Annotated in this window: 20 protein-coding genes and 1 tRNA gene; 7 read left to right on the forward strand and 14 right to left on the reverse strand. The window is 54.8% G+C overall.

The features are described from left to right. Positions 1 to 22 precede the first annotated feature (22 nt). From iscR to trmJ, 3 genes are all read right to left on the reverse strand, one after another. Positions 23 to 514, reverse strand: a complete 492-nt coding sequence (iscR, locus tag K5K95_RS03080) for a Fe-S cluster assembly transcriptional regulator IscR (RefSeq protein WP_007903581.1) — start codon at positions 512 to 514, stop codon at positions 23 to 25. Between the two features lie 184 nt (positions 515 to 698). Then, entirely contained in the window at positions 699 to 1475 is a 777-nt protein-coding gene (gene cysE / locus K5K95_RS03085; protein ID WP_222588336.1) for a serine O-acetyltransferase, read from the reverse strand. A gap of 2 nt (positions 1476 to 1477) precedes the next feature. Continuing rightward, the gene (gene trmJ / locus K5K95_RS03090) at positions 1478 to 2248 is read right to left on the reverse strand and encodes a tRNA (cytosine(32)/uridine(32)-2'-O)-methyltransferase TrmJ (RefSeq protein ID WP_201193707.1); all 771 of its coding nucleotides are present in this window, start codon (positions 2246 to 2248) and stop codon (positions 1478 to 1480) included. Positions 2249 to 2394: 146 nt separating this feature from the next. Between trmJ and suhB the strand changes: the two genes are divergently transcribed. The 3 genes from suhB (at position 2395) to K5K95_RS03100 (ending at position 4575) form a co-directional block, all read left to right on the forward strand. Further along, the gene (suhB, locus tag K5K95_RS03095; protein ID WP_008014726.1) at positions 2395 to 3213 is read left to right on the forward strand and encodes an inositol-phosphate phosphatase; all 819 of its coding nucleotides are present in this window, start codon (positions 2395 to 2397) and stop codon (positions 3211 to 3213) included. Between the two features lie 223 nt (positions 3214 to 3436). Next, entirely contained in the window at positions 3437 to 3742 is a 306-nt protein-coding gene (locus K5K95_RS32975; protein WP_261398055.1) for a transposase, read from the forward strand. Next, positions 3739 to 4575, forward strand: coding sequence for an IS3 family transposase (locus K5K95_RS03100; protein ID WP_261398054.1), 837 nt, complete (start codon positions 3739 to 3741; stop codon positions 4573 to 4575). The genes K5K95_RS32975 and K5K95_RS03100 overlap by 4 nt, the downstream gene beginning before the upstream one ends. Positions 4576 to 4710: 135 nt before the next feature. Here the strand turns inward: K5K95_RS03100 and K5K95_RS03105 are convergent, their stop codons facing one another. The 6 genes from K5K95_RS03105 to queA form a co-directional block, all read right to left on the reverse strand. Next, positions 4711 to 5262 carry a glycine zipper 2TM domain-containing protein gene (locus tag K5K95_RS03105; RefSeq protein ID WP_222588337.1) on the reverse strand — a complete coding sequence of 184 codons (552 nt, stop codon included), beginning with the start codon at positions 5260 to 5262 and terminating at the stop codon, positions 4711 to 4713. A 120-nt stretch (positions 5263 to 5382) separates the two neighbouring features. Next, positions 5383 to 6297, reverse strand: coding sequence for a protein translocase subunit SecF (gene secF, locus K5K95_RS03110; protein ID WP_222588338.1), 915 nt, complete (start codon positions 6295 to 6297; stop codon positions 5383 to 5385). Between the two features lie 9 nt (positions 6298 to 6306). Further along, entirely contained in the window at positions 6307 to 8175 is a 1869-nt protein-coding gene (gene secD, locus K5K95_RS03115) for a protein translocase subunit SecD (protein ID WP_222588339.1), read from the reverse strand. Between the two features lie 63 nt (positions 8176 to 8238). Beyond that, positions 8239 to 8577, reverse strand: a complete 339-nt coding sequence (yajC, locus tag K5K95_RS03120; RefSeq protein WP_007916913.1) for a preprotein translocase subunit YajC — start codon at positions 8575 to 8577, stop codon at positions 8239 to 8241. 43 nt (positions 8578 to 8620) lie between these two features. Next, positions 8621 to 9736, reverse strand: coding sequence for a tRNA guanosine(34) transglycosylase Tgt (gene tgt, locus K5K95_RS03125; RefSeq protein WP_167360532.1), 1116 nt, complete (start codon positions 9734 to 9736; stop codon positions 8621 to 8623). Positions 9737 to 9750: 14 nt separating this feature from the next. Then, complete coding sequence (gene queA, locus K5K95_RS03130) at positions 9751 to 10800, reverse strand: tRNA preQ1(34) S-adenosylmethionine ribosyltransferase-isomerase QueA (RefSeq protein WP_222588340.1); 1050 nt, start codon at positions 10798 to 10800, stop codon at positions 9751 to 9753. Positions 10801 to 10907: 107 nt separating this feature from the next. Here queA and K5K95_RS03135 point away from each other — a divergent pair. The 3 genes from K5K95_RS03135 to K5K95_RS32980 all read left to right on the forward strand — a co-directional run bounded on the left by K5K95_RS03135 (position 10908) and on the right by K5K95_RS32980 (position 12134). Next, a tRNA-Leu gene (locus K5K95_RS03135) sits at positions 10908 to 10992 on the forward strand. A gap of 164 nt (positions 10993 to 11156) precedes the next feature. Then, positions 11157 to 11486, forward strand: a complete 330-nt coding sequence (locus K5K95_RS03140; RefSeq protein WP_222588341.1) for a hypothetical protein — start codon at positions 11157 to 11159, stop codon at positions 11484 to 11486. A gap of 378 nt (positions 11487 to 11864) precedes the next feature. Continuing rightward, positions 11865 to 12134, forward strand: a complete 270-nt coding sequence (locus K5K95_RS32980; RefSeq protein ID WP_261398169.1) for a DUF3916 domain-containing protein — start codon at positions 11865 to 11867, stop codon at positions 12132 to 12134. A 199-nt stretch (positions 12135 to 12333) separates the two neighbouring features. On the opposite strand, the gene K5K95_RS03150 is transcribed toward K5K95_RS32980, so the two are convergent. The 4 genes from K5K95_RS03150 to K5K95_RS32985 form a co-directional block, all read right to left on the reverse strand. Then, positions 12334 to 12690: a hypothetical protein gene (locus K5K95_RS03150; RefSeq protein ID WP_222588342.1), complete on the reverse strand. Its 357-nt coding sequence runs from the start codon at positions 12688 to 12690 to the stop codon at positions 12334 to 12336. After that, positions 12675 to 13457 carry a hypothetical protein gene (locus K5K95_RS03155; protein WP_222588343.1) on the reverse strand — a complete coding sequence of 261 codons (783 nt, stop codon included), beginning with the start codon at positions 13455 to 13457 and terminating at the stop codon, positions 12675 to 12677. The genes K5K95_RS03150 and K5K95_RS03155 overlap by 16 nt, the downstream gene beginning before the upstream one ends. A 10-nt stretch (positions 13458 to 13467) precedes the next feature. Further along, a complete protein-coding gene (locus K5K95_RS03160) occupies positions 13468 to 14013 on the reverse strand; it encodes a PAAR domain-containing protein (protein ID WP_222588344.1) in 546 nt (181 codons plus the stop codon). Positions 14014 to 14276: 263 nt separating this feature from the next. After that, complete coding sequence (locus K5K95_RS32985; protein ID WP_261398132.1) at positions 14277 to 15353, reverse strand: hypothetical protein; 1077 nt, start codon at positions 15351 to 15353, stop codon at positions 14277 to 14279. Positions 15354 to 16063: 710 nt separating this feature from the next. Between K5K95_RS32985 and K5K95_RS03170 the strand changes: the two genes are divergently transcribed. Next, complete coding sequence (locus K5K95_RS03170; RefSeq protein WP_222588345.1) at positions 16064 to 16372, forward strand: DUF3077 domain-containing protein; 309 nt, start codon at positions 16064 to 16066, stop codon at positions 16370 to 16372. Positions 16373 to 16811: 439 nt separating this feature from the next. Here K5K95_RS03170 and K5K95_RS03175 read toward each other — a convergent pair whose 3' ends face one another. Further along, positions 16812 to 17180, reverse strand: coding sequence for a PH domain-containing protein (locus tag K5K95_RS03175; RefSeq protein ID WP_090180398.1), 369 nt, complete (start codon positions 17178 to 17180; stop codon positions 16812 to 16814). Between the last annotated feature and the right edge of the window lie 56 nt (positions 17181 to 17236).

Here is a 17236-nt window from a genome sequence, read left to right on the forward strand (position 1 = left end):
GTGCCGCTTAGCTCTTTGGCTGTCATTCGACGGCGGACGCTTCAATCTTGTCCAGGCGTGGCGCCTTGCTGTTGCAACGGCGCTGGTCCTGACGCTGGGCTACTTCTTGTACCTCACGGCGAGTGACAAGGTCAGCCAAGCTGATACCGCTCAGAAATTCGTGAATCTGCAGGCTCAGATCGCACCACAAGTGGTGAGTCAGGCAGGTGTCGCCTTGATGGCAATCACCCTGGCCCTGGCATTTGGTCGCATCGACCGATTCGTTTACCGCATCGATCACCTGGGCGACCTGGATGCCCTGCATGTCGCGGGACAGTTGGTAGCCGCCGCCCGGGCCACGAACGCTGGAAACCAGATTGCTACGGCGCAATTTGGCGAAAAGCTGTTCGAGGTAGGACAGGGAGATGCCTTGGCGCTCGGAGATATCGGCCAGGGACACCGGCCCGTGCTGCGCATGTAACGCCAGGTCAAGCATGGCGGTCACGGCGTATCGGCCTTTTGTAGTCAGTCGCATGGACAATTACCACGGAGTTCGGAATGGGGCGAGTATGCAATTCCCGAGTGTTTAAGTCAACTATAAGACCTAGTACTTTAGTCAGGATTACCCGCAAAATAGCGGCGGCATCATATCAGGGTCTGCGGCCTAATGGCACACCGCCGAGCGCTGCGCCATTGCCTGAATACGACCCACCATGGCCTTAACTGGCCTTGCTTTCGTCCTTGCCCTTTACACAGGCAAAGTCTTCTTCGCGCAGCTCAGGCAGATCCTTGGCACAGTAATTACTGCCCAGATCCTTCAACGCCCCGCACATCCCTTCCAGGCGACCATCGACCGCCTGCAAGTGATCCAGCAACTGGCCAATCGCACGCGCCACCGGATCCGGCATGTCTTCGCCAACACCATAGGCATCGAAGCCGATCTTCTCGGCCATGGCCTTGCGCTTGGCGTCCTGCTCGTCATCGGACTTGACGATGATCCGCCCCGGAATCCCAACAACCGTTGCACCCGGCGGAACCGCCTTGGTCACCACCGCATTGGAACCGACCTTGGCACCGGCACCGACCGTGAACGGACCGAGCACCTTGGCACCCGCCCCCACCACAACGCCATCTTCAAGTGTCGGGTGACGCTTGCCCTTGTTCCAGCTGGTGCCGCCAAGGGTCACGCCTTGGTAGAGGGTGACGTCGTTGCCGATCTCGGCGGTTTCACCAATGACGATGCCCATGCCATGGTCAATAAAGAAGCGACGGCCGACCTTGGCACCCGGATGGATCTCGATCCCGGTCAACCAGCGCCCGAAGTTCGACACAAGTCGCGCCAGCCATTTCCAGCCCATGCCCCACAGGGCCGACGACAGGCGATGGATCCAGATGGCGTGCATGCCGGGATAGCAGGTCAGGACTTCAAAGGCGTTGCGCGCTGCCGGGTCACGATGGAACACACTCTGGATATCTTCACGCAAACGCTCGAACATTTTTAATCCTTCCGCTTTAGAAGCTCGCCACGGGCCGCTTTCTGGGTTTCCGTGAGGATGCCACGCAATATATTCATTTCCGCCCGGCTGACCGAGCTGCGTCCGTACAACCGGCGCAGGCGCGCCATCAAGTGCCGTGGTTTTTCCGGATCGAGGAATTCGATGGCCACCAGGGTTTGCTCCAGGTGTTCATAGAATCGCTCCAGTTCATCCATGGTCGCCAGCTCACCGCTTTTGGTGGACGCCACTTCATCCTTCTCGACCTTGCTCGGCTGCCCTTGGGCCGCGAGCCAGGACATGCGCACTTCATAACTCAACACCTGCACCGCCGCCCCAAGGTTCAGCGAGCTGAACTCAGGGTCTGATGGGATGTGCACGTGATAATGACATCGCTGCAGCTCTTCATTGGTCAGGCCGGAATCTTCACGACCAAAGACCAAAGCGATCTCGGCGCCCTGCCCGGCTTCCTCAACCACTTTCACACCGCATTCGCGGGGATCGAGCAGCGGCCAGGGAATGCGACGATCACGGGCGCTGGTGCCAAGCACCAGGTTGCAACCGACCAAGGCATCTTCCAAGGTGGCGACGACTTGCGCGTTTTCAAGGATGTCCCCGGCGCCGGATGCACGCGCATCGGCTTCGTGGTGCGGGAACAACCGTGGCTCGACCAGCACCAGCCGCGACAGGCCCATGTTCTTCATGGCACGCGCAGCCCCGCCGATATTGCCGGGGTGGCTGGTATTGACCAGGACGACACGAATGTTTTGCAGCAAGGGAGGCGCTCTCGAACACAATAATCGGGAGCAGAATCTTACAGCTCAACCTACCGTTAAGCTATGAAAGCGAACACCAACCTTCACCTGTAGAAAAGTTCTGATAGAATGCCCGGCTTTCTTTAACAACCTTAGGTGACACATCCATGCAGCCCATGCTGAATATCGCGCTGCGCGCCGCCCGCAGCGCCAGTGAATTGATCTTCCGCTCCATCGAGCGCCTGGATACCATCAAGGTCGACGAAAAAGACGCCAAGGATTACGTATCCGAGGTGGATCGCGCCGCTGAACAGAAAATCATCGACGCGCTGCGCAAGGCTTACCCGAACCACTCGATCATGGGTGAAGAAACCGGCATGCACGCCGGCACCGGGATCGAAGGCGAAGAATACCTGTGGATCATCGATCCGCTGGACGGCACCACCAACTTCCTGCGCGGCATTCCTCACTTTGCTGTCAGCATCGCCTGCAAATACCGCGGTCGCCTGGAACACGCTGTTGTTCTGGACCCGGTTCGCCAGGAAGAATTCACCGCCAGCCGTGGTCGCGGCGCTCAACTGAACGGTCGTCGCCTGCGCGTCAGCGGTCGCACCAGCCTCGACGGCGCCCTGCTGGGTACCGGCTTCCCGTTCCGCGACGACCAAATGGACAACCTCGACAACTACCTGGGCATGTTCCGCGCCCTGGTTGGCCAGACTGCCGGCATCCGCCGCGCCGGTTCGGCGAGCCTGGACCTGGCCTATGTAGCTGCCGGTCGTTTCGATGCGTTCTGGGAGTCGGGTCTGTCCGAGTGGGACATGGCTGCAGGCGCCCTGTTGATCCAGGAAGCAGGCGGTTTGGTGAGCGACTTCACCGGCGGCCACGATTTCCTTGAAAAAGGCCACATCGTTGCCGGTAACACCAAGTGCTTCAAAGCAGTATTGACGGCCATCCAGCCGCACCTGCCGGCCTCGCTGAAACGCTAAGCGACCGCGCACAAAAAAGCACCCTTCGGGGTGCTTTTTTTATGCCTGCAATTTCACCCCAGGCACACCGCAAAACCCCTGTAGGAGTGAGCCTGCTCGCGATAGCGATGTATCAGTCACCACCTATTTCGAATGATAGATTGCTATCGCGAGCAGGCTGAACTGGCCTAATAATTCCGGACACCTCTTAAGGGCGATATGATTTCGCCAATTTGGAGGTTCCATGAAAGAAAGAAGAGTCTTTTCCCGCGAGTTCAAACACCGTGCGGCCAACATGGTGATTGATGACAATTGTTCGGTACAGGAAGTCTGCGCGTCGCTGGACATTAGTGCCACAGCCTTACGACGTTGGGTGGATCAGGTTCGCAAGGAACACAAGGGGCAACCGGTTCAAGGCACCAAGGCCATTACCGAAGATCAGCGCCAGATTCAGGATTTGAAAGCCAAAATCAAACGCATGGAAATGGAGGCCGAGATCTTAAAAAAGGCTACCGCTCTCTTGATGTCGGACCCCGATCGTTTTCGATGATCGCGGAGCTAAGAGAGTCATACCCGACCGCCATCTTGTGTCGCGTTTTCGACGTTAAGCGCAGTAGTTTTTATGAATGGGTTCAGCGGTGCACCAAGCCAAGGATCAGACGCGAAGAACTGAGAGGCAAAGTCGTCGAGTTACACAGCGAAAGCCGGGAAGCCATGGGGTCCAGAGCGATCAGCAAGCATCTTCAGGCCCAAAACATAGCGGTAGGCAGAAGCCTGGCTAAAGCACTGATGAGGGAGGCCAACATTGTCAGTAAACAGCGCCAGCCTCACCCATTCAGATCCAAAGGAGTTGAAGCATTTGTCGCGCCCAATCTGCTGAAGCGCAATTTCAAGCCAGCCGCGGTCAACCAAGTCTGGTGTGGCGACGTTACCAGTTTGATGGTGGGTAAGCGCTGGGTTCACCTGGCCATCGTGATCGACTTGTTTGCGCGCCGTGTCATTGGTTGGGCATTTTCCCTGGTTAATGACGCCAACTTGGTTAGCAAAGCGCTACGGATGGCGACAGAGCTTCGAGTGTGCATACCTGGACTGATGTTCCATTCGGATCAAGGCTGTCAGTACACCAGCCGCAAGTTTCAAGAGGAGCTGACGCGTCATGGCATCTTGCAAAGCATGAGTCATCGCGGGCAGTGCTGGGACAACGCTCCAACAGAACGCTTTTTCGGCACTCTGAAGTCAGAATGGGTGCCGCGTGGCGGCTATGGCACGAGCGAAGAAGCACAAACCGACATGGTCCGTTTTTTCATGTACTACAACCGCACCAGGCTCCACAGCTACAACAAATACTTGTCGCCAATAGCTATGGAGCAAAAAGCGGCATAAACACCGTAACCGGTGTCCGGATTTACTTGACCAGTTCAGGCTCACTCCTACAAGGGTTTTGCTGTATCGCTTAAATCGTGGGCACAAAAAAAGCACCCCGAAAGGTGCTTCTTTTTGATTCTTAAACCTGAGTATTTAGCGATTCTGTTCGTTGTTCTGCGACAGGATCAGCTTGCCTTCTTTGTCGACCGGAATCTGGTTACCCGGATCACGATCCATCCGCACTTTGCCTTCCTTGCCATCGAGCGAGTAACGAACGTCGTATCCGACGACCTTGTCACTGATGTCATTCACGGTGTTACAGCGAGTTTGGGTCGTGGTGTAGGTATCGCGATTCTGCATACCTTCCTGCACCTTGTTGCCCGCGTAACCACCGCCAACCGCGCCGGCAACGGTGGCAATTTTCTTGCCCGTACCGCCGCCAATCTGGTTGCCCAACAAACCACCTGCCACCGCACCAATGGCGGTACCCAGGATCTGGTGTTGGTCTTTCACCGGCGCTTGCCGGGTTACTGCTACATCCTTGCACACTTCACGTGGCGTTTTGATCTGTGTCTTGACCGGTTCAACGGCTAGAACTTGCGCATACTCAGGGCCGCTTTTAACCAGGCTGTAGGTGGCAACAGCACCCCCGGCAGTCACACCGACAGCACCCAATACCGCACCAACCAGCAACGACTTGTTCACATGAACCTCCTGACCATCACCCGCGGAACATGTCCGCGCTTCTCCCAGCCTTGGAGCACAAAAAAAGGCGCGAGTTCAACTCGCGCCTTTTTTGGCAGACAACCGGAAAAGCGATGGCCGTTATGGACGGTCGTCGACTTCCTTCTCGCTTGCCGCAGGAGGAATCAGATCCTCGCTGTTCAGGTTCAGCCAGATCAGCACCACGTTGGCGATGTAGATCGACGAGTAAGTACCCGCCAGTACGCCGATGAACAGCGCAATGGAGAAGCCGAACAGGTTGTCGCCACCGAAGAACAACAGCGCTGCAATCGCCAGCAAGGTGGAGATCGACGTCGCCATGGTCCGCAGCAGGGTTTGCGTGGTCGAGATGTTGATGTTCTCGATCAGGCTGGCCTTGCGCAAAACACGGAAGTTCTCACGAACCCGGTCGAATACCACGATGGTGTCGTTGAGCGAATAACCGATGATCGCCAGTACCGCCGCCAGCACCGTCAGGTCGAAGGTGATCTGGAAGAACGACAGGATACCGATGGTTACGATCACGTCGTGGATCAGGGAAACGATGGCACCGATCGCGAACTTCCACTGAAAGCGGAAAGCCAGGTAGATCAGGATGCCGCCCAACGCCATCAGCATGCCGAGGCCGCCCTGGTCGCGAAGCTCTTCACCGACCTGAGGACCGACGAACTCAACGCGCTTGACCACCGCAGGGTTATCGCCACCGACCTTCTGCAAGGCCTCGGCAACCTGGTGACCCAGCTGCGGGTCTTCACCCGGCATACGCACCAGCAAATCGGTAGTTGCACCGAAGCTCTGCACGATTGCCTCGTGATAACCCGCTGTAACCAGTTGCTCACGCACCTTGGTGACATCGGCCGGACGCTCGTAGGTCAGCTCAATGAGCGTACCGCCGGTGAAGTCCAGCCCCCAGTTCATGCCCTTATGAAAGACACTGAAAATGGCCAGCGCGGTGAGGAACAATGTGACGCCGAACGCAAAGTTGCGAACGCCCATGAAGTTGATTGTACGTAACATGGCAGCCCCTTAAATCCACAACTTCTTGAAGTCACGACCGCCGAAGATCAGGTTGACCATCGCGCGGGTCACCATGATGGCCGTGAACATCGAGGTAAAGATCCCGAGGGACATGGTCACTGCGAAGCCTTTGACGGGACCGGTGCCCATCGCAAAGAGAATCCCGCCGACCAACAGTGTTGTCAGGTTGGCGTCGAGAATCGCGGTGAATGCCCGGCCGAAGCCTTCGTTGATTGCCCGTTGTACCGTCATGCCTGCCGCGATCTCTTCACGAATCCGCGAGAAGATCAGTACGTTGGCGTCGACCGCCATACCCATCGTCAACACGATACCGGCGATACCCGGCAGGGTCAGCGTTGCACCCAGCAGCGACATCAAGGCCAGCAGCAGCACCATGTTCACTGCCAGAGCGACAGTGGCGATGATGCCGAAGAAGCGGTAGATGGCGATGATGAACAGCGAGACAAACAGCATGCCCCACAACGATGCATCAATACCTTTGGTGATGTTGTCAGCACCCAGGCTCGGGCCAATGGTGCGCTCTTCAGCGAAGTACATCGGTGCAGCCAGACCACCGGCACGCAGCAACAGCGCCAGTTCGGACGACTCGCCCTGGCCGTTCAGGCCAGTGATGCGGAATTGAGCACCGAGCGGCGACTGGATGGTCGCCAGGCTGATGATCTTCTTCTCTTCTTTAAACGTTTGTACCGGTACGTCTTTCTCGACGCCGTTGACCATTTGCTTGACGTAAGTGGTCACCGGGCGCTGCTCGATGAAGATCACCGCCATGCTGCGACCGACGTTGCTGCGAGTCGCACGACTCATCAACTCGCCACCATGGCCATCCAGACGGATGTTCACTTCTGGCGTGCCGTGCTCGCCGAAGCCAGCCTTGGCGTCAGTTACCTGGTCACCGGTGATGATCAGGCCACGCTCGATCTGTGCAGGCGGACGCTTGCCTTCACGGAACTCGAAGGTTTCGGAAGTGGCTTTGGAGGCACCCGGCTCAGCAGCCAGACGGAACTCGAGGTTGGCCGTCTTGCCGAGGATACGCTTGGCTTCTGCGGTGTCCTGCACGCCTGGCAGCTCAACCACGATGCGGTTGGCGCCCTGACGCTGGACGATCGGTTCGGCAACACCCAGCTCGTTGACGCGGTTACGTACCGTGGTCAAGTTCTGCTTGATGGAGTATTCACGGATTTCCGCCAGCTTGGCCGGGGTCATCGCCAGACGCAGCACCGGTTGGCCATTGAGGTCGGCCGGAACAATGTCGAAATCGTTGAAATTCTTGCGGATCAGAGTACGGGCCTGTTCGCGGGAAGCTTCATCACTGAAACCCAGCTGAATGGCGCCGTTGAGTTGTGGCAGGCTGCGATAGCGCAGTTTCTCTTTACGCAACAGGCTCTTTACATCGCCTTCGTACACTTTCAGGCGTGCGTCGAGGGCTTTGTCCATGTCCACTTCGAGCAGGAAGTGCACACCACCGGACAAGTCCAGACCCAGCTTCATCGGGTGCGCGCCCAGGCTGCGCAGCCATTGCGGGGTGGTTTGCGCCAGGTTCAGTGCAACGACATAGTCATCACCCAAGGCCTTGCGCACGACGTCTTTGGCCGGCAGCTGGTCTTCAGCCTTGGTCAGACGGATCAGGCCGCCCTTGCCGTTCGCCGCCAGAGTGGCCGCCTTGACGCTGATCCCGGATTCCTTGAGCGCAGTGCTCACACGGTCCAGATCAGCCTGATTGACCAACAGCGCAGTACTTGCACCGCTGACCTGAATGGCCGGGTCATCAGGATATAGATTGGGAGCGGAATAAATCAGACCGACCGCCAGCACCGCCAGGATCAGAATGTATTTCCACAGAGGGTATTTGTTCAGCATCACGCCGCCCGTTATGACGCGGGGCGCCTTGCGCGCCCCGTCGATTGAATATGAAGTTGAAACTTAGATCGCTTTCAGCGTGCCTTTTGGCAGCGTCGCGGCAATGGCGCCCTTCTGGAACTTCATTTCGACAGTGTCGGAAACTTCCAGAACAACGAAATCGTCGGCTACTTTAGTGATCTTGCCGGCGATACCACCGGTGGTCACAACTTCGTCGCCTTTCTGCAGGCTGCTCAGCAGGTTCTTCTGCTCTTTGGCGCGCTTGGCCTGTGGACGCCAGATCATCAGGTAGAAGATGACCAGGAAACCGACCAGGAAAATCCACTCAAAACCGCCACCCATTGGGCCGGCAGCTGCCGGTGCAGCAGCGTCAGCCATGGCATTAGAGATAAAAAAGCTCATTTAGCACTCCAGTTGCAAATGTTGAATCTTGGGGTCAGAAAACTCAGTCCAAAGGCGGAACAGGTAACCCGCGTTTGGCGTAGAAGGCATCGACAAAGGCGGCCAATGTACCCTGTTGAATAGCCTCGCGCAAACCAGCCATAAGCACTTGATAATGACGCAAGTTATGGATGGTATTGAGCATGCTTCCCAGCATTTCGCCGCACTTGTCCAGGTGATGCAGATAAGCACGGGAGAAGTTCTGGCAGGTATAGCAATCGCAGGTCGGATCGAGCGGCGAATCATCATGGCGATGGAACGCGTTACGGATCTTGAGCACGCCGGTATCAATGAAAAGATGCCCATTGCGGGCATTACGGGTTGGCATCACGCAATCGAACATGTCCACACCGCGGCGCACACCCTCAACCAGATCTTCCGGTTTGCCAACGCCCATAAGGTAACGAGGTTTGTCAGCCGGCATCTGACCCGGCAGGTAATCCAGCACCTTGATCATTTCATGCTTGGGCTCGCCCACCGACAGACCGCCAATGGCCAGGCCATCGAAACCGATGTTATCGAGGCCTTCCAGGGAGCGCATGCGCAGATCCTGGTGCATGCCGCCCTGAACGATGCCGAACAGCGCCGCCGTGTTGTCGCCATGGGCTTCTTTGGAACGCTTGGCCCAGCGCAACGACAGCTCCATCGATACCCGCGCGACGTCTTCGTCGGCCGGGTATGGCGTGCATTCGTCGAAGATCATCACGATATCCGAGCCCAGGTCACGCTGGACCTGCATCGACTCTTCCGGGCCCATGAAGACTTTGGCGCCGTCCACAGGAGAGGCGAAGGTCACGCCCTCCTCCTTGATTTTGCGCATGGCGCCCAGGCTGAACACCTGGAAACCGCCGGAGTCGGTCAGAATCGGGCCTTTCCACTGCATGAAATCGTGCAGGTCGCCGTGCTTCTTGATCACTTCCGTGCCAGGACGCAGCCACAAGTGGAAGGTGTTGCCCAGAATGATTTCCGCGCCGGTGGCGACGATATCCCGCGGCAGCATGCCCTTGACCGTGCCGTACGTGCCCACCGGCATGAAGGCCGGGGTCTCGACGGTACCGCGAGGGAAGGTCAAACGACCGCGACGAGCCTTGCCGTCTGTGGCAAGCAACTCAAACGACATACGACTTTGGCGACTCATTCTTTGTCCTCAGGGCCACGTGGTGCGGGATTACGGGTGATAAACATCGCATCACCGTAGCTGAAAAAGCGGTATTCGTTGTCGACGGCGGCTTTATAGGCGGCCATGGTCTCGAGATAACCGGCGAACGCCGAAACCAGCATCAACAGCGTGGATTCGGGCAAATGGAAGTTGGTGACCAGGGCGTCGACCACATGAAACGGCCGGCCCGGGTAGATAAAGATGTCGGTGTCGCCACTGAACGGCTTGAGTACGCCATCACGCGCGGCGCTTTCCAGGGAACGCACGCTGGTGGTCCCCACCGCCACCACACGACCACCGCGAGCGCGGCAAGCCGCCACGGCATCGACCACGTCCTGACCGACTTCCAGCCATTCAGTGTGCATGTGGTGATCTTCGATCTTCTCGACGCGCACCGGCTGGAAAGTGCCCGCACCGACGTGCAAGGTCACGAACGCGGTCTCGACGCCCTTGGCGGCAATTGCCTCCATCAGCGGCTGATCGAAATGCAGCCCCGCCGTCGGCGCCGCCACCGCGCCCAGGCGCTCGGCGTACACCGTCTGATAACGCTCGCGGTCCGAGCCTTCATCCGGGCGATCTATATAAGGTGGCAGCGGCATGTGCCCGACACGGTCGAGCAGCGGCAACACCTCTTCGGCGAACCCCAGCTCGAACAACGCATCGTGACGCGCCAGCATCTCGGCCTCGCCACCGCCATCGATCAGGATCTTCGAACCTGGCTTGGGCGACTTGCTGGAGCGCACATGGGCCAGCACGCGATGACTGTCGAGCACCCGCTCCACCAGGATTTCCAGCTTGCCGCCGGAAGCCTTCTGGCCAAACAGCCGCGCCGGAATCACCCGGGTATTGTTGAACACCATCAAATCGCCCGGGCGCAAATGCTCAAGCAAATCAGTGAATTGACGGTGTGCCAGGGCGCCGCTGACCCCATCAAGGGTCAACAGGCGACTGTTGCGACGCTCGGCCAAAGGGTGGCGAGCAATCAGCGAATCAGGGAGTTCGAAAGTAAAGTCAGCAACGCGCATGATGGGGTTCGTCTAGCAGGGGCCGGAAGTCTAGCCGAAATAGTGAAAATTCTCTATGTACCTGATTGACCGACGGTAATCTCATCTCTATACTTCGCCGCCATTGAGCCCTGATGGCGGAATTGGTAGACGCGGCGGATTCAAAATCCGTTTTCGAAAGGAGTGGGAGTTCGAGTCTCCCTCGGGGCACCAAAATTAAGAAAGGTCTTGCTTAGCAAGGCCTTTTTTTTCGCCTACAGAAAAGTGACTGCCACCCCTCCGACCTGTAGGAGCTGCCGAAGGCTGCGATCTTTTGATCTTGCTTTCAAAGCGCCACAACCCAAACCCGCCCAGCCAACGAATCAAGGATTCACACAATGGAATTGCCACTGGAAACCGTTGCCCTTTTCGCCCTCAAGCTGGCTTATGAGCGGGAGGGGGAAAGTCCGATCCTGCGGGATGATCCGATCATGAGTGATTATGAGCGGGAGGTGTTTGGGTTGCTGGTGCGGCGGGGGGATGTTGAGGGGATTCAGTTTCGAGTGGCGCACTGCATTGGTTTGGCGCTGGACGCTATAGGTGGTGTTGATACGCCGCTTGGGCGTGAGCTGCAAAGGTTGTCAGCTGATTTTGGCAATGCGCGGACGATGGAGCAGCTCAATGCGCCGCTCATCGCACTTAAGGATTACTTGAAAGACATTCAGTAAATAATCGGGTGAGGCAAAGTTTAGTAACCCTTCACACCGACTAGTGCTGGCCAGGGTCTTGGCTGATATGGAAATCTATCTGCCCACTTTTCAATTGCGTCAGCAGACAGCAACGAAAGACCTTTTCGGTATCACAAGGACGTTTCAATGAGGCAAATCGCCCTCAACAACAAACCACTCAGAGGCATTGCCCGCCGCCTTCGCGCTCTGGAACGCTGGGCCTCCAGTTTTCGCGACGAGTTTTACCCGCGATCCGCGCACATGGAGCGCTACACACATTGGAAGATCCCTGTGCACGAGGCCTTGATTCAAGGCCCGCGAGCGCGGATCGAAGTTCAGGCCTTCTGCATTCAGTAACTGCTCGAAGCCGCTAACCACCTGTCCAACGCTGCTGACCACTCTCAGGGTTACTACCGCGTCGCTTGCCTACTGGTATGGCCGTGGGTTCATCAGAGCGAGGTCACCCTCTTCTATGACCGAGATTATTATCTGGGTTTTCTCGGTGAAACTAACGCTCTCATGCCAGAGCGGATCAGTCATGCTCTAGCGTTGCACTCACCAGCAAATTTCATCGAGCACGGGCATGACGTAACTCAACCTGACGATGAGGTCGCGGTACAGTGGTGGTGCATCGGGGAACCGGCCTGACGGCTCGCTCCCACAGGGATTGTGGTGAGCTGATAGCCATCGCTTGACCCGAGTGCGTGAATAATAAATCTATCCCCTTCTCCTCCGCATCGTCGATAGTTGGTAGCTCAAGTAAAACAAACTGCATCTGAAAAAGGCCCTGACGGGCCCTTTTTGGTGATGGCGCTAAACTCAAAGCAAATCAAACATCGCTGTCAACTCACAGCCTGCTGACGATTTCCTTCCAGATGTACCCGTAATTATGTTCCAACCAACGAACAAGTAGTTTGTCGAACTGCCTACGAAACCAGTTGTTTTTCCGGGCGGCGCGCCTTTCTTCAATCATGGCGTTGAGGGAGTCAGGATCGAAGCCTGTCCATACCGTTGGAAGGGCCGCCGCAATATTGGTAAAACACACAGGCGCGACTTCGGAGTAAAGGATCTCGTAGAGGGTTTGAGGATCAACTCCTCTCACCTGATTCGCTATGTAATCGTAATCAACCGGGAAATCATTGAACGGATCCGAGAGCGCGACCCTAATTTTTGTCAACTCAGATTGACTCAAAGAATATCCCAATGTGAAAACTCCTCTAATTCCTCATCAAGCGAGTCCGCGACCGTTCCGCCTGCGACGCCGCCAACAACAGTTCCCAGAAACACAACTGCAAATGCACAAATCGGGGCGCCCGGCCCACAGAGAGCGCTGACTCCAAGCCCTGCCAGAATACCGCCCGCCGCACCGCCGCCCACTATGAGTCCTTGACGCGCCGTTTCCTTTTGTTTGTTTTCAGCATTCAGAATTTGATAAGTCGCGAGAGCAGCCGTAATCAAAATGCCAAGTTTGCCCATTAGCTGCATTTTTTTAGTGCCATTTGTGAACTTGGAATTGTCCCGCCCTGCGGCCTCCAAAATTGTGTAATGAACCTTGTTCTGCTCCGCCGGTGAAAGGCTATCGTAACTTTTTTTGAATAGCTCCTTGGAGTAACGATCAAAAAGGGCTTGAAGCGTTCTTCCGTCGGCCTTCTTTTTTTGCACGATAGCCAAGCCCTGCACAGAGGTGACCTTGCGGTGCTCCATCAAGATCTTGTTTCGCATTTCATGGCTGAACTGTACGCCGTCTCGCGCGGTGATTTTCCCGGCCTTCACATCGGCCAATGTCTGCTGTGACATACGCTTGATGTTTTTCAGGTAGCTCGCCCGGACCTTCTCGTCGGAAATCGCGTCCAGAGAGAATCTAAGTGCGGTGCCCTCCATCAGCTCTAACGCCCTATCGAGCGGAGAATCTTGTAAGGCGTGCTCACGCTGAACGACATAGCTGCCGGTGACGAGGTATGGTTCTGTCATAGGACGTTCCTTATCCTAATATTCTGTTCAAAAAACTCTCTGTGAGAGACAACGCACCGGCAGGGGCATCATCGTCAAACTTGAGCATCACACATGTCTGACCGGACGGATTCGTAAACTTAACGGCGTTGTCTCTATTGAATACACCAGGCAGTGATGACCCATCCTCAAAATGCGCGGTGCACGATAAGCCTTCATAGCTTTCGTCAGCAGGAATTCTGAACCCGATCCAGCTCGCGAACCCCGTCAACGGTGTAGGTGGAACAAATTCGCAGGGTGTGTGGGTATCGCCAATTATTACCGTACCCGAACCACCAATCACGATGCCGCCGTGGGCGCCTCCGGTATCGATGGTTGCTGCATTCTTGCCGTTAATGAACACGGTCGCAGATAGCCCTGAAGAGAGCGCACTACCGCAAGTGCAGGTGTCGCCCTGACGCGCGGCGGAGAGACCGTCGAAGAATACGTTGGGAGATCCTGATGCGATTGGGTTGGTACCGTGCCCCGGCAAAGGACAACTGTATGGATCGCTTTTACGCGCTGCTGGCTTAGCCACTTTGACCTCCTGTCAAAAATCCTTTTGAGCGTCATAACCTACCAGAACAGCGCGCCGATTAATAATCGTCGGGCAATATGCGTAGTCCTCATTCAGCGATCAGCCCCCACTAGGGCTGATCGGGGCTAGGCCCTAAAAATAACCGCGAAATGCAGAAAAAATCGCTTTAACTGAAGAAGCCCAAGCCGCTTTCGCGCCCAGAGTGGATGAAAATAGATCTGTTACCTTTCTACGCTAGAAACACCAGCAAACTAAACGCCCCACTATGGAGCTTTAAACTTCTCAATCATTTTAGACAACTGTTCAACGCCATCAAAAGTCGAAGGTATTTTATCTTCATTTGCAACAATCCCGCTAAAAACCAACGCTTCAAACTTCTCTAACAACGCCGAATTCTGCCCCTTGATCTCAGCAGCATATTTCGCATAACTTTGAATAAACTGGCAAGCTGCTCGACGCAAATCAAGTTGCACTAACTGCCCTTTAACGGATTTATACCCATGAAAAACCACCTTAAAAAAATACAACAACAATAAATCAAACCCGACAAAAGCTACAAAAAGCTCTGTATTGAAAACAGGGTGAATCCCTCCATCCACGATTTGCCATATCTTCCAAGCGAAAGGAAAAACCATAAGCACAGCCAACGTACACATTACTATAACGCTCATCCTTGCCGAGTTTCTTTTTGACCTGGCAATATCATCAAAGCCTTTATACAAACCGACAAAATTAAACCCATCCTTATAACTGCTCAAGGCATTATGTAAAACCTGAACATCAGCCTTATCTTTCTTGAGCTTTAGGTCCAACTCACCAATCAAATCGGCTAACCCTGCGTGTTTCACATCAAACTCACGCATCAGACCAAATTCAGCCTTAGATAAGTATTCTTTTGAAAGAGCTACCGGCATAAAATTATCAGCATAAACAATTTGATCTTTTATATCTTTCGGCACTTCAGAGGTACGATACCTTATTTTGTTTAGTGCCTGCCCCACATCAAAAGCAATACTTCCAGGAAAATCATCATCCCGATGAAAATTAAACTCCGAAAAAAACCTATAGCAAAAAACAAAAATTCGACCTTCTCCTTCAGAATCATGGTCTCGACCAAGAAGGTAGGATTTAAACTGGCCACTTACATGCTTAATATTATATGGGCAGCCCCTATCAAACTCTTCAGGTTTCAATAAAAATTTCGATAATGCCACTTCAATAAAAGCCAGCATCTCCCCATCAATACTCGCTTCAAAACCGGGAAGTTTCATTTCAGACAAAAAACCATTTATTGCAGACCGCGTACTTTCCTCAGAAAAAAACTTTTGTGAACCTTCCATTCCTTACACTCCAATAAGCCAGCAAAAACAAGACCATAATGTCACAGCAGTATATTAAACTCTTATTTGTCGCGCCCCCTCCCCAAAACATACTAACTGCCGTCTCACAGCCGCCCACTCAAAAATTTTTTGGGTGAGTGTTTACATTTGAAGTTTTCTTTAACTTTGACGTTGAGTACGAATAGTCCCTCACGTAAATGAAACTTTTTTGCTTTGTGAGCGATCATCGCTTGTTATAGATGCACGTACAAGCCAATCGCCATCAATCCATCATTATCGCTAGCTGCGTTGCTCGTGGATGATGATTTTGGAGTGAAGCCTTAGAGGTTGCACGAAAGGAAGCTGAACGATACCCTCCCACCGTCGCTGCCAATTCAGCGGCCGGGCTTGGTAACCCGAGGTAAATCACTGCGCAACAGTGCCATGCGTTCGCAGGCGCTTTTTTTTCGCCTGCGATCTGCGTTATGGCGGCTGTGCGTGGGACGTCTTCGGACGTGCCGGTTTCCTTGATTTCCCGGTTTACCAACCTGCGCACAGCTGCCACCCATTCGCTTGGTAACGAATTGTGGCAGCTCTTAAAAATTAAGGAGCTTCACAATGCGCTGTATGGATACGTACAAAATCTGGCTTTTCCCTCAACGCGACTCCCTGTTGCGTAACGCCCCACTGTCCACCCTCGCCCACCGCATCTCCGTCACCGGAGGTGGCAAATGACCGATCAATCAGAGCTGAAAACCATCGGCCTAACCCCTGCCATCTACTGCGTCGATCAACCCCTGTTTCACGTCACCCGCGGCGTCCCGCTTGGTGATGCCTTATCCATGGCTTCTGACTTTCTCTTCCTCGCCAAGAAGCTGAATGAAGATGCTGCCTACGCCACAGACACCGACCGCCACTCTTGGGCCGCGCATTATTTGACGGCGATGAGTAAGGCGGTGGTTGATGATGCGGTGAAGGTGCTGACGCGGGATCGGAAAGTTGCGCCTATGTCGAAGCAGGCAGCGGAGGCTGAAGAGTAGCTTCCGGTTTTTAGACGTCAGGCATAACGCATGTGGGGACGGGTTTGGTCGCGGGCTGGGGCATTCAGCGGGGAGTGATGGTTGCCTTGAATTTTTCGCGAGCAGGCTCGCTCCCACAGGGGGGGCGGTTAAGCCAACTTCCATGTTTCAGAAACAAGAAGGCCCGAACGTAATGCCGGACTAAGCCAGCACCAGAGGATCGGGCGCGATTGGGGTTGATGCTGTCGAAGCCTGGTGACTATGTCAACGTTAACGGCACATAAAACACTGGTTTGAGACTACGCCCAAGCGGATGGCGGCGATGGCTAAACGGGAGACGCTAGCTTTCAACATTGATGTTGGCTGGTCTGGCGCTATCGCGAGCAAGCTCGCTCCCACATTTGATGTGTATTGAGTCAGTCGAAGCCCCGAGTTTTTTCGGGGCTTTTTAGTGTTTAGGTCACAGCAAATGCTGGGATATCAGCTTTGAGATTTCCACCATTGATGTCCTGCCGGTGAATTCGAATTTCACTTTTCCCAGCGATGAGAAATAAATCTCTAGTTCGGAGTCCAGGTCGAACGTGCCTGAGGTTTCCACCGAGTACGCCACGATGTTTTTGTAGGGCAATGAGGTGAAGTCTTTTTTGCTTCCGGTGATGCCTTGGACGTTGACCGCGATGATGCGTTTGTTGGTAAACACCACGCCGTCGCGCATGGATTTATAAGAGTCGATGACGTGTTCGCCGTCGATCAAAAGGTCGGAAACGCGTTCGGCGTATTCGTCGTTTTGCTTGAGTTTGAAGAATCCCTTGTTGTTGAAATCAATCATCAGTCTTTCCCTGTTTTTCAAATGAATACCGTGAGCATGACGTCAAAGCGCATTTG

The organism is Pseudomonas sp. DR48 (assembly GCF_019823085.1).
Taxonomy (GTDB): Bacteria; Pseudomonadota; Gammaproteobacteria; order Pseudomonadales; family Pseudomonadaceae; genus Aquipseudomonas.

What these genes read in the sequence shown, in the direction of transcription:
- secF (WP_222588338.1), bottom strand. Translation starts at nt 6,297, where the DNA reads ATGTTACGTACAATCAACTTCATGGGCGTTCGCAACTTTGCGTTCGGC.
- K5K95_RS03170 (WP_222588345.1), top strand. Translation starts at nt 16,064, where the DNA reads ATGACCGATCAATCAGAGCTGAAAACCATCGGCCTAACCCCTGCCATC.
- K5K95_RS32985 (WP_261398132.1), bottom strand. Translation starts at nt 15,353, where the DNA reads ATGGAAGGTTCACAAAAGTTTTTTTCTGAGGAAAGTACGCGGTCTGCA.
- yajC (WP_007916913.1), bottom strand. Translation starts at nt 8,577, where the DNA reads ATGAGCTTTTTTATCTCTAATGCCATGGCTGACGCTGCTGCACCGGCA.
- K5K95_RS03100 (WP_261398054.1), top strand. Translation starts at nt 3,739, where the DNA reads ATGATCGCGGAGCTAAGAGAGTCATACCCGACCGCCATCTTGTGTCGC.
- suhB (WP_008014726.1), top strand. Translation starts at nt 2,395, where the DNA reads ATGCAGCCCATGCTGAATATCGCGCTGCGCGCCGCCCGCAGCGCCAGT.
- K5K95_RS03175 (WP_090180398.1), bottom strand. Translation starts at nt 17,180, where the DNA reads ATGATTGATTTCAACAACAAGGGATTCTTCAAACTCAAGCAAAACGAC.
- tgt (WP_167360532.1), bottom strand. Translation starts at nt 9,736, where the DNA reads ATGTCGTTTGAGTTGCTTGCCACAGACGGCAAGGCTCGTCGCGGTCGT.
- iscR (WP_007903581.1), bottom strand. Translation starts at nt 514, where the DNA reads ATGCGACTGACTACAAAAGGCCGATACGCCGTGACCGCCATGCTTGAC.
- K5K95_RS03155 (WP_222588343.1), bottom strand. Translation starts at nt 13,457, where the DNA reads ATGACAGAACCATACCTCGTCACCGGCAGCTATGTCGTTCAGCGTGAG.
- queA (WP_222588340.1), bottom strand. Translation starts at nt 10,800, where the DNA reads ATGCGCGTTGCTGACTTTACTTTCGAACTCCCTGATTCGCTGATTGCT.
- cysE (WP_222588336.1), bottom strand. Translation starts at nt 1,475, where the DNA reads ATGTTCGAGCGTTTGCGTGAAGATATCCAGAGTGTGTTCCATCGTGAC.
- secD (WP_222588339.1), bottom strand. Translation starts at nt 8,175, where the DNA reads ATGCTGAACAAATACCCTCTGTGGAAATACATTCTGATCCTGGCGGTG.
- K5K95_RS32975 (WP_261398055.1), top strand. Translation starts at nt 3,437, where the DNA reads ATGAAAGAAAGAAGAGTCTTTTCCCGCGAGTTCAAACACCGTGCGGCC.
- K5K95_RS03140 (WP_222588341.1), top strand. Translation starts at nt 11,157, where the DNA reads ATGGAATTGCCACTGGAAACCGTTGCCCTTTTCGCCCTCAAGCTGGCT.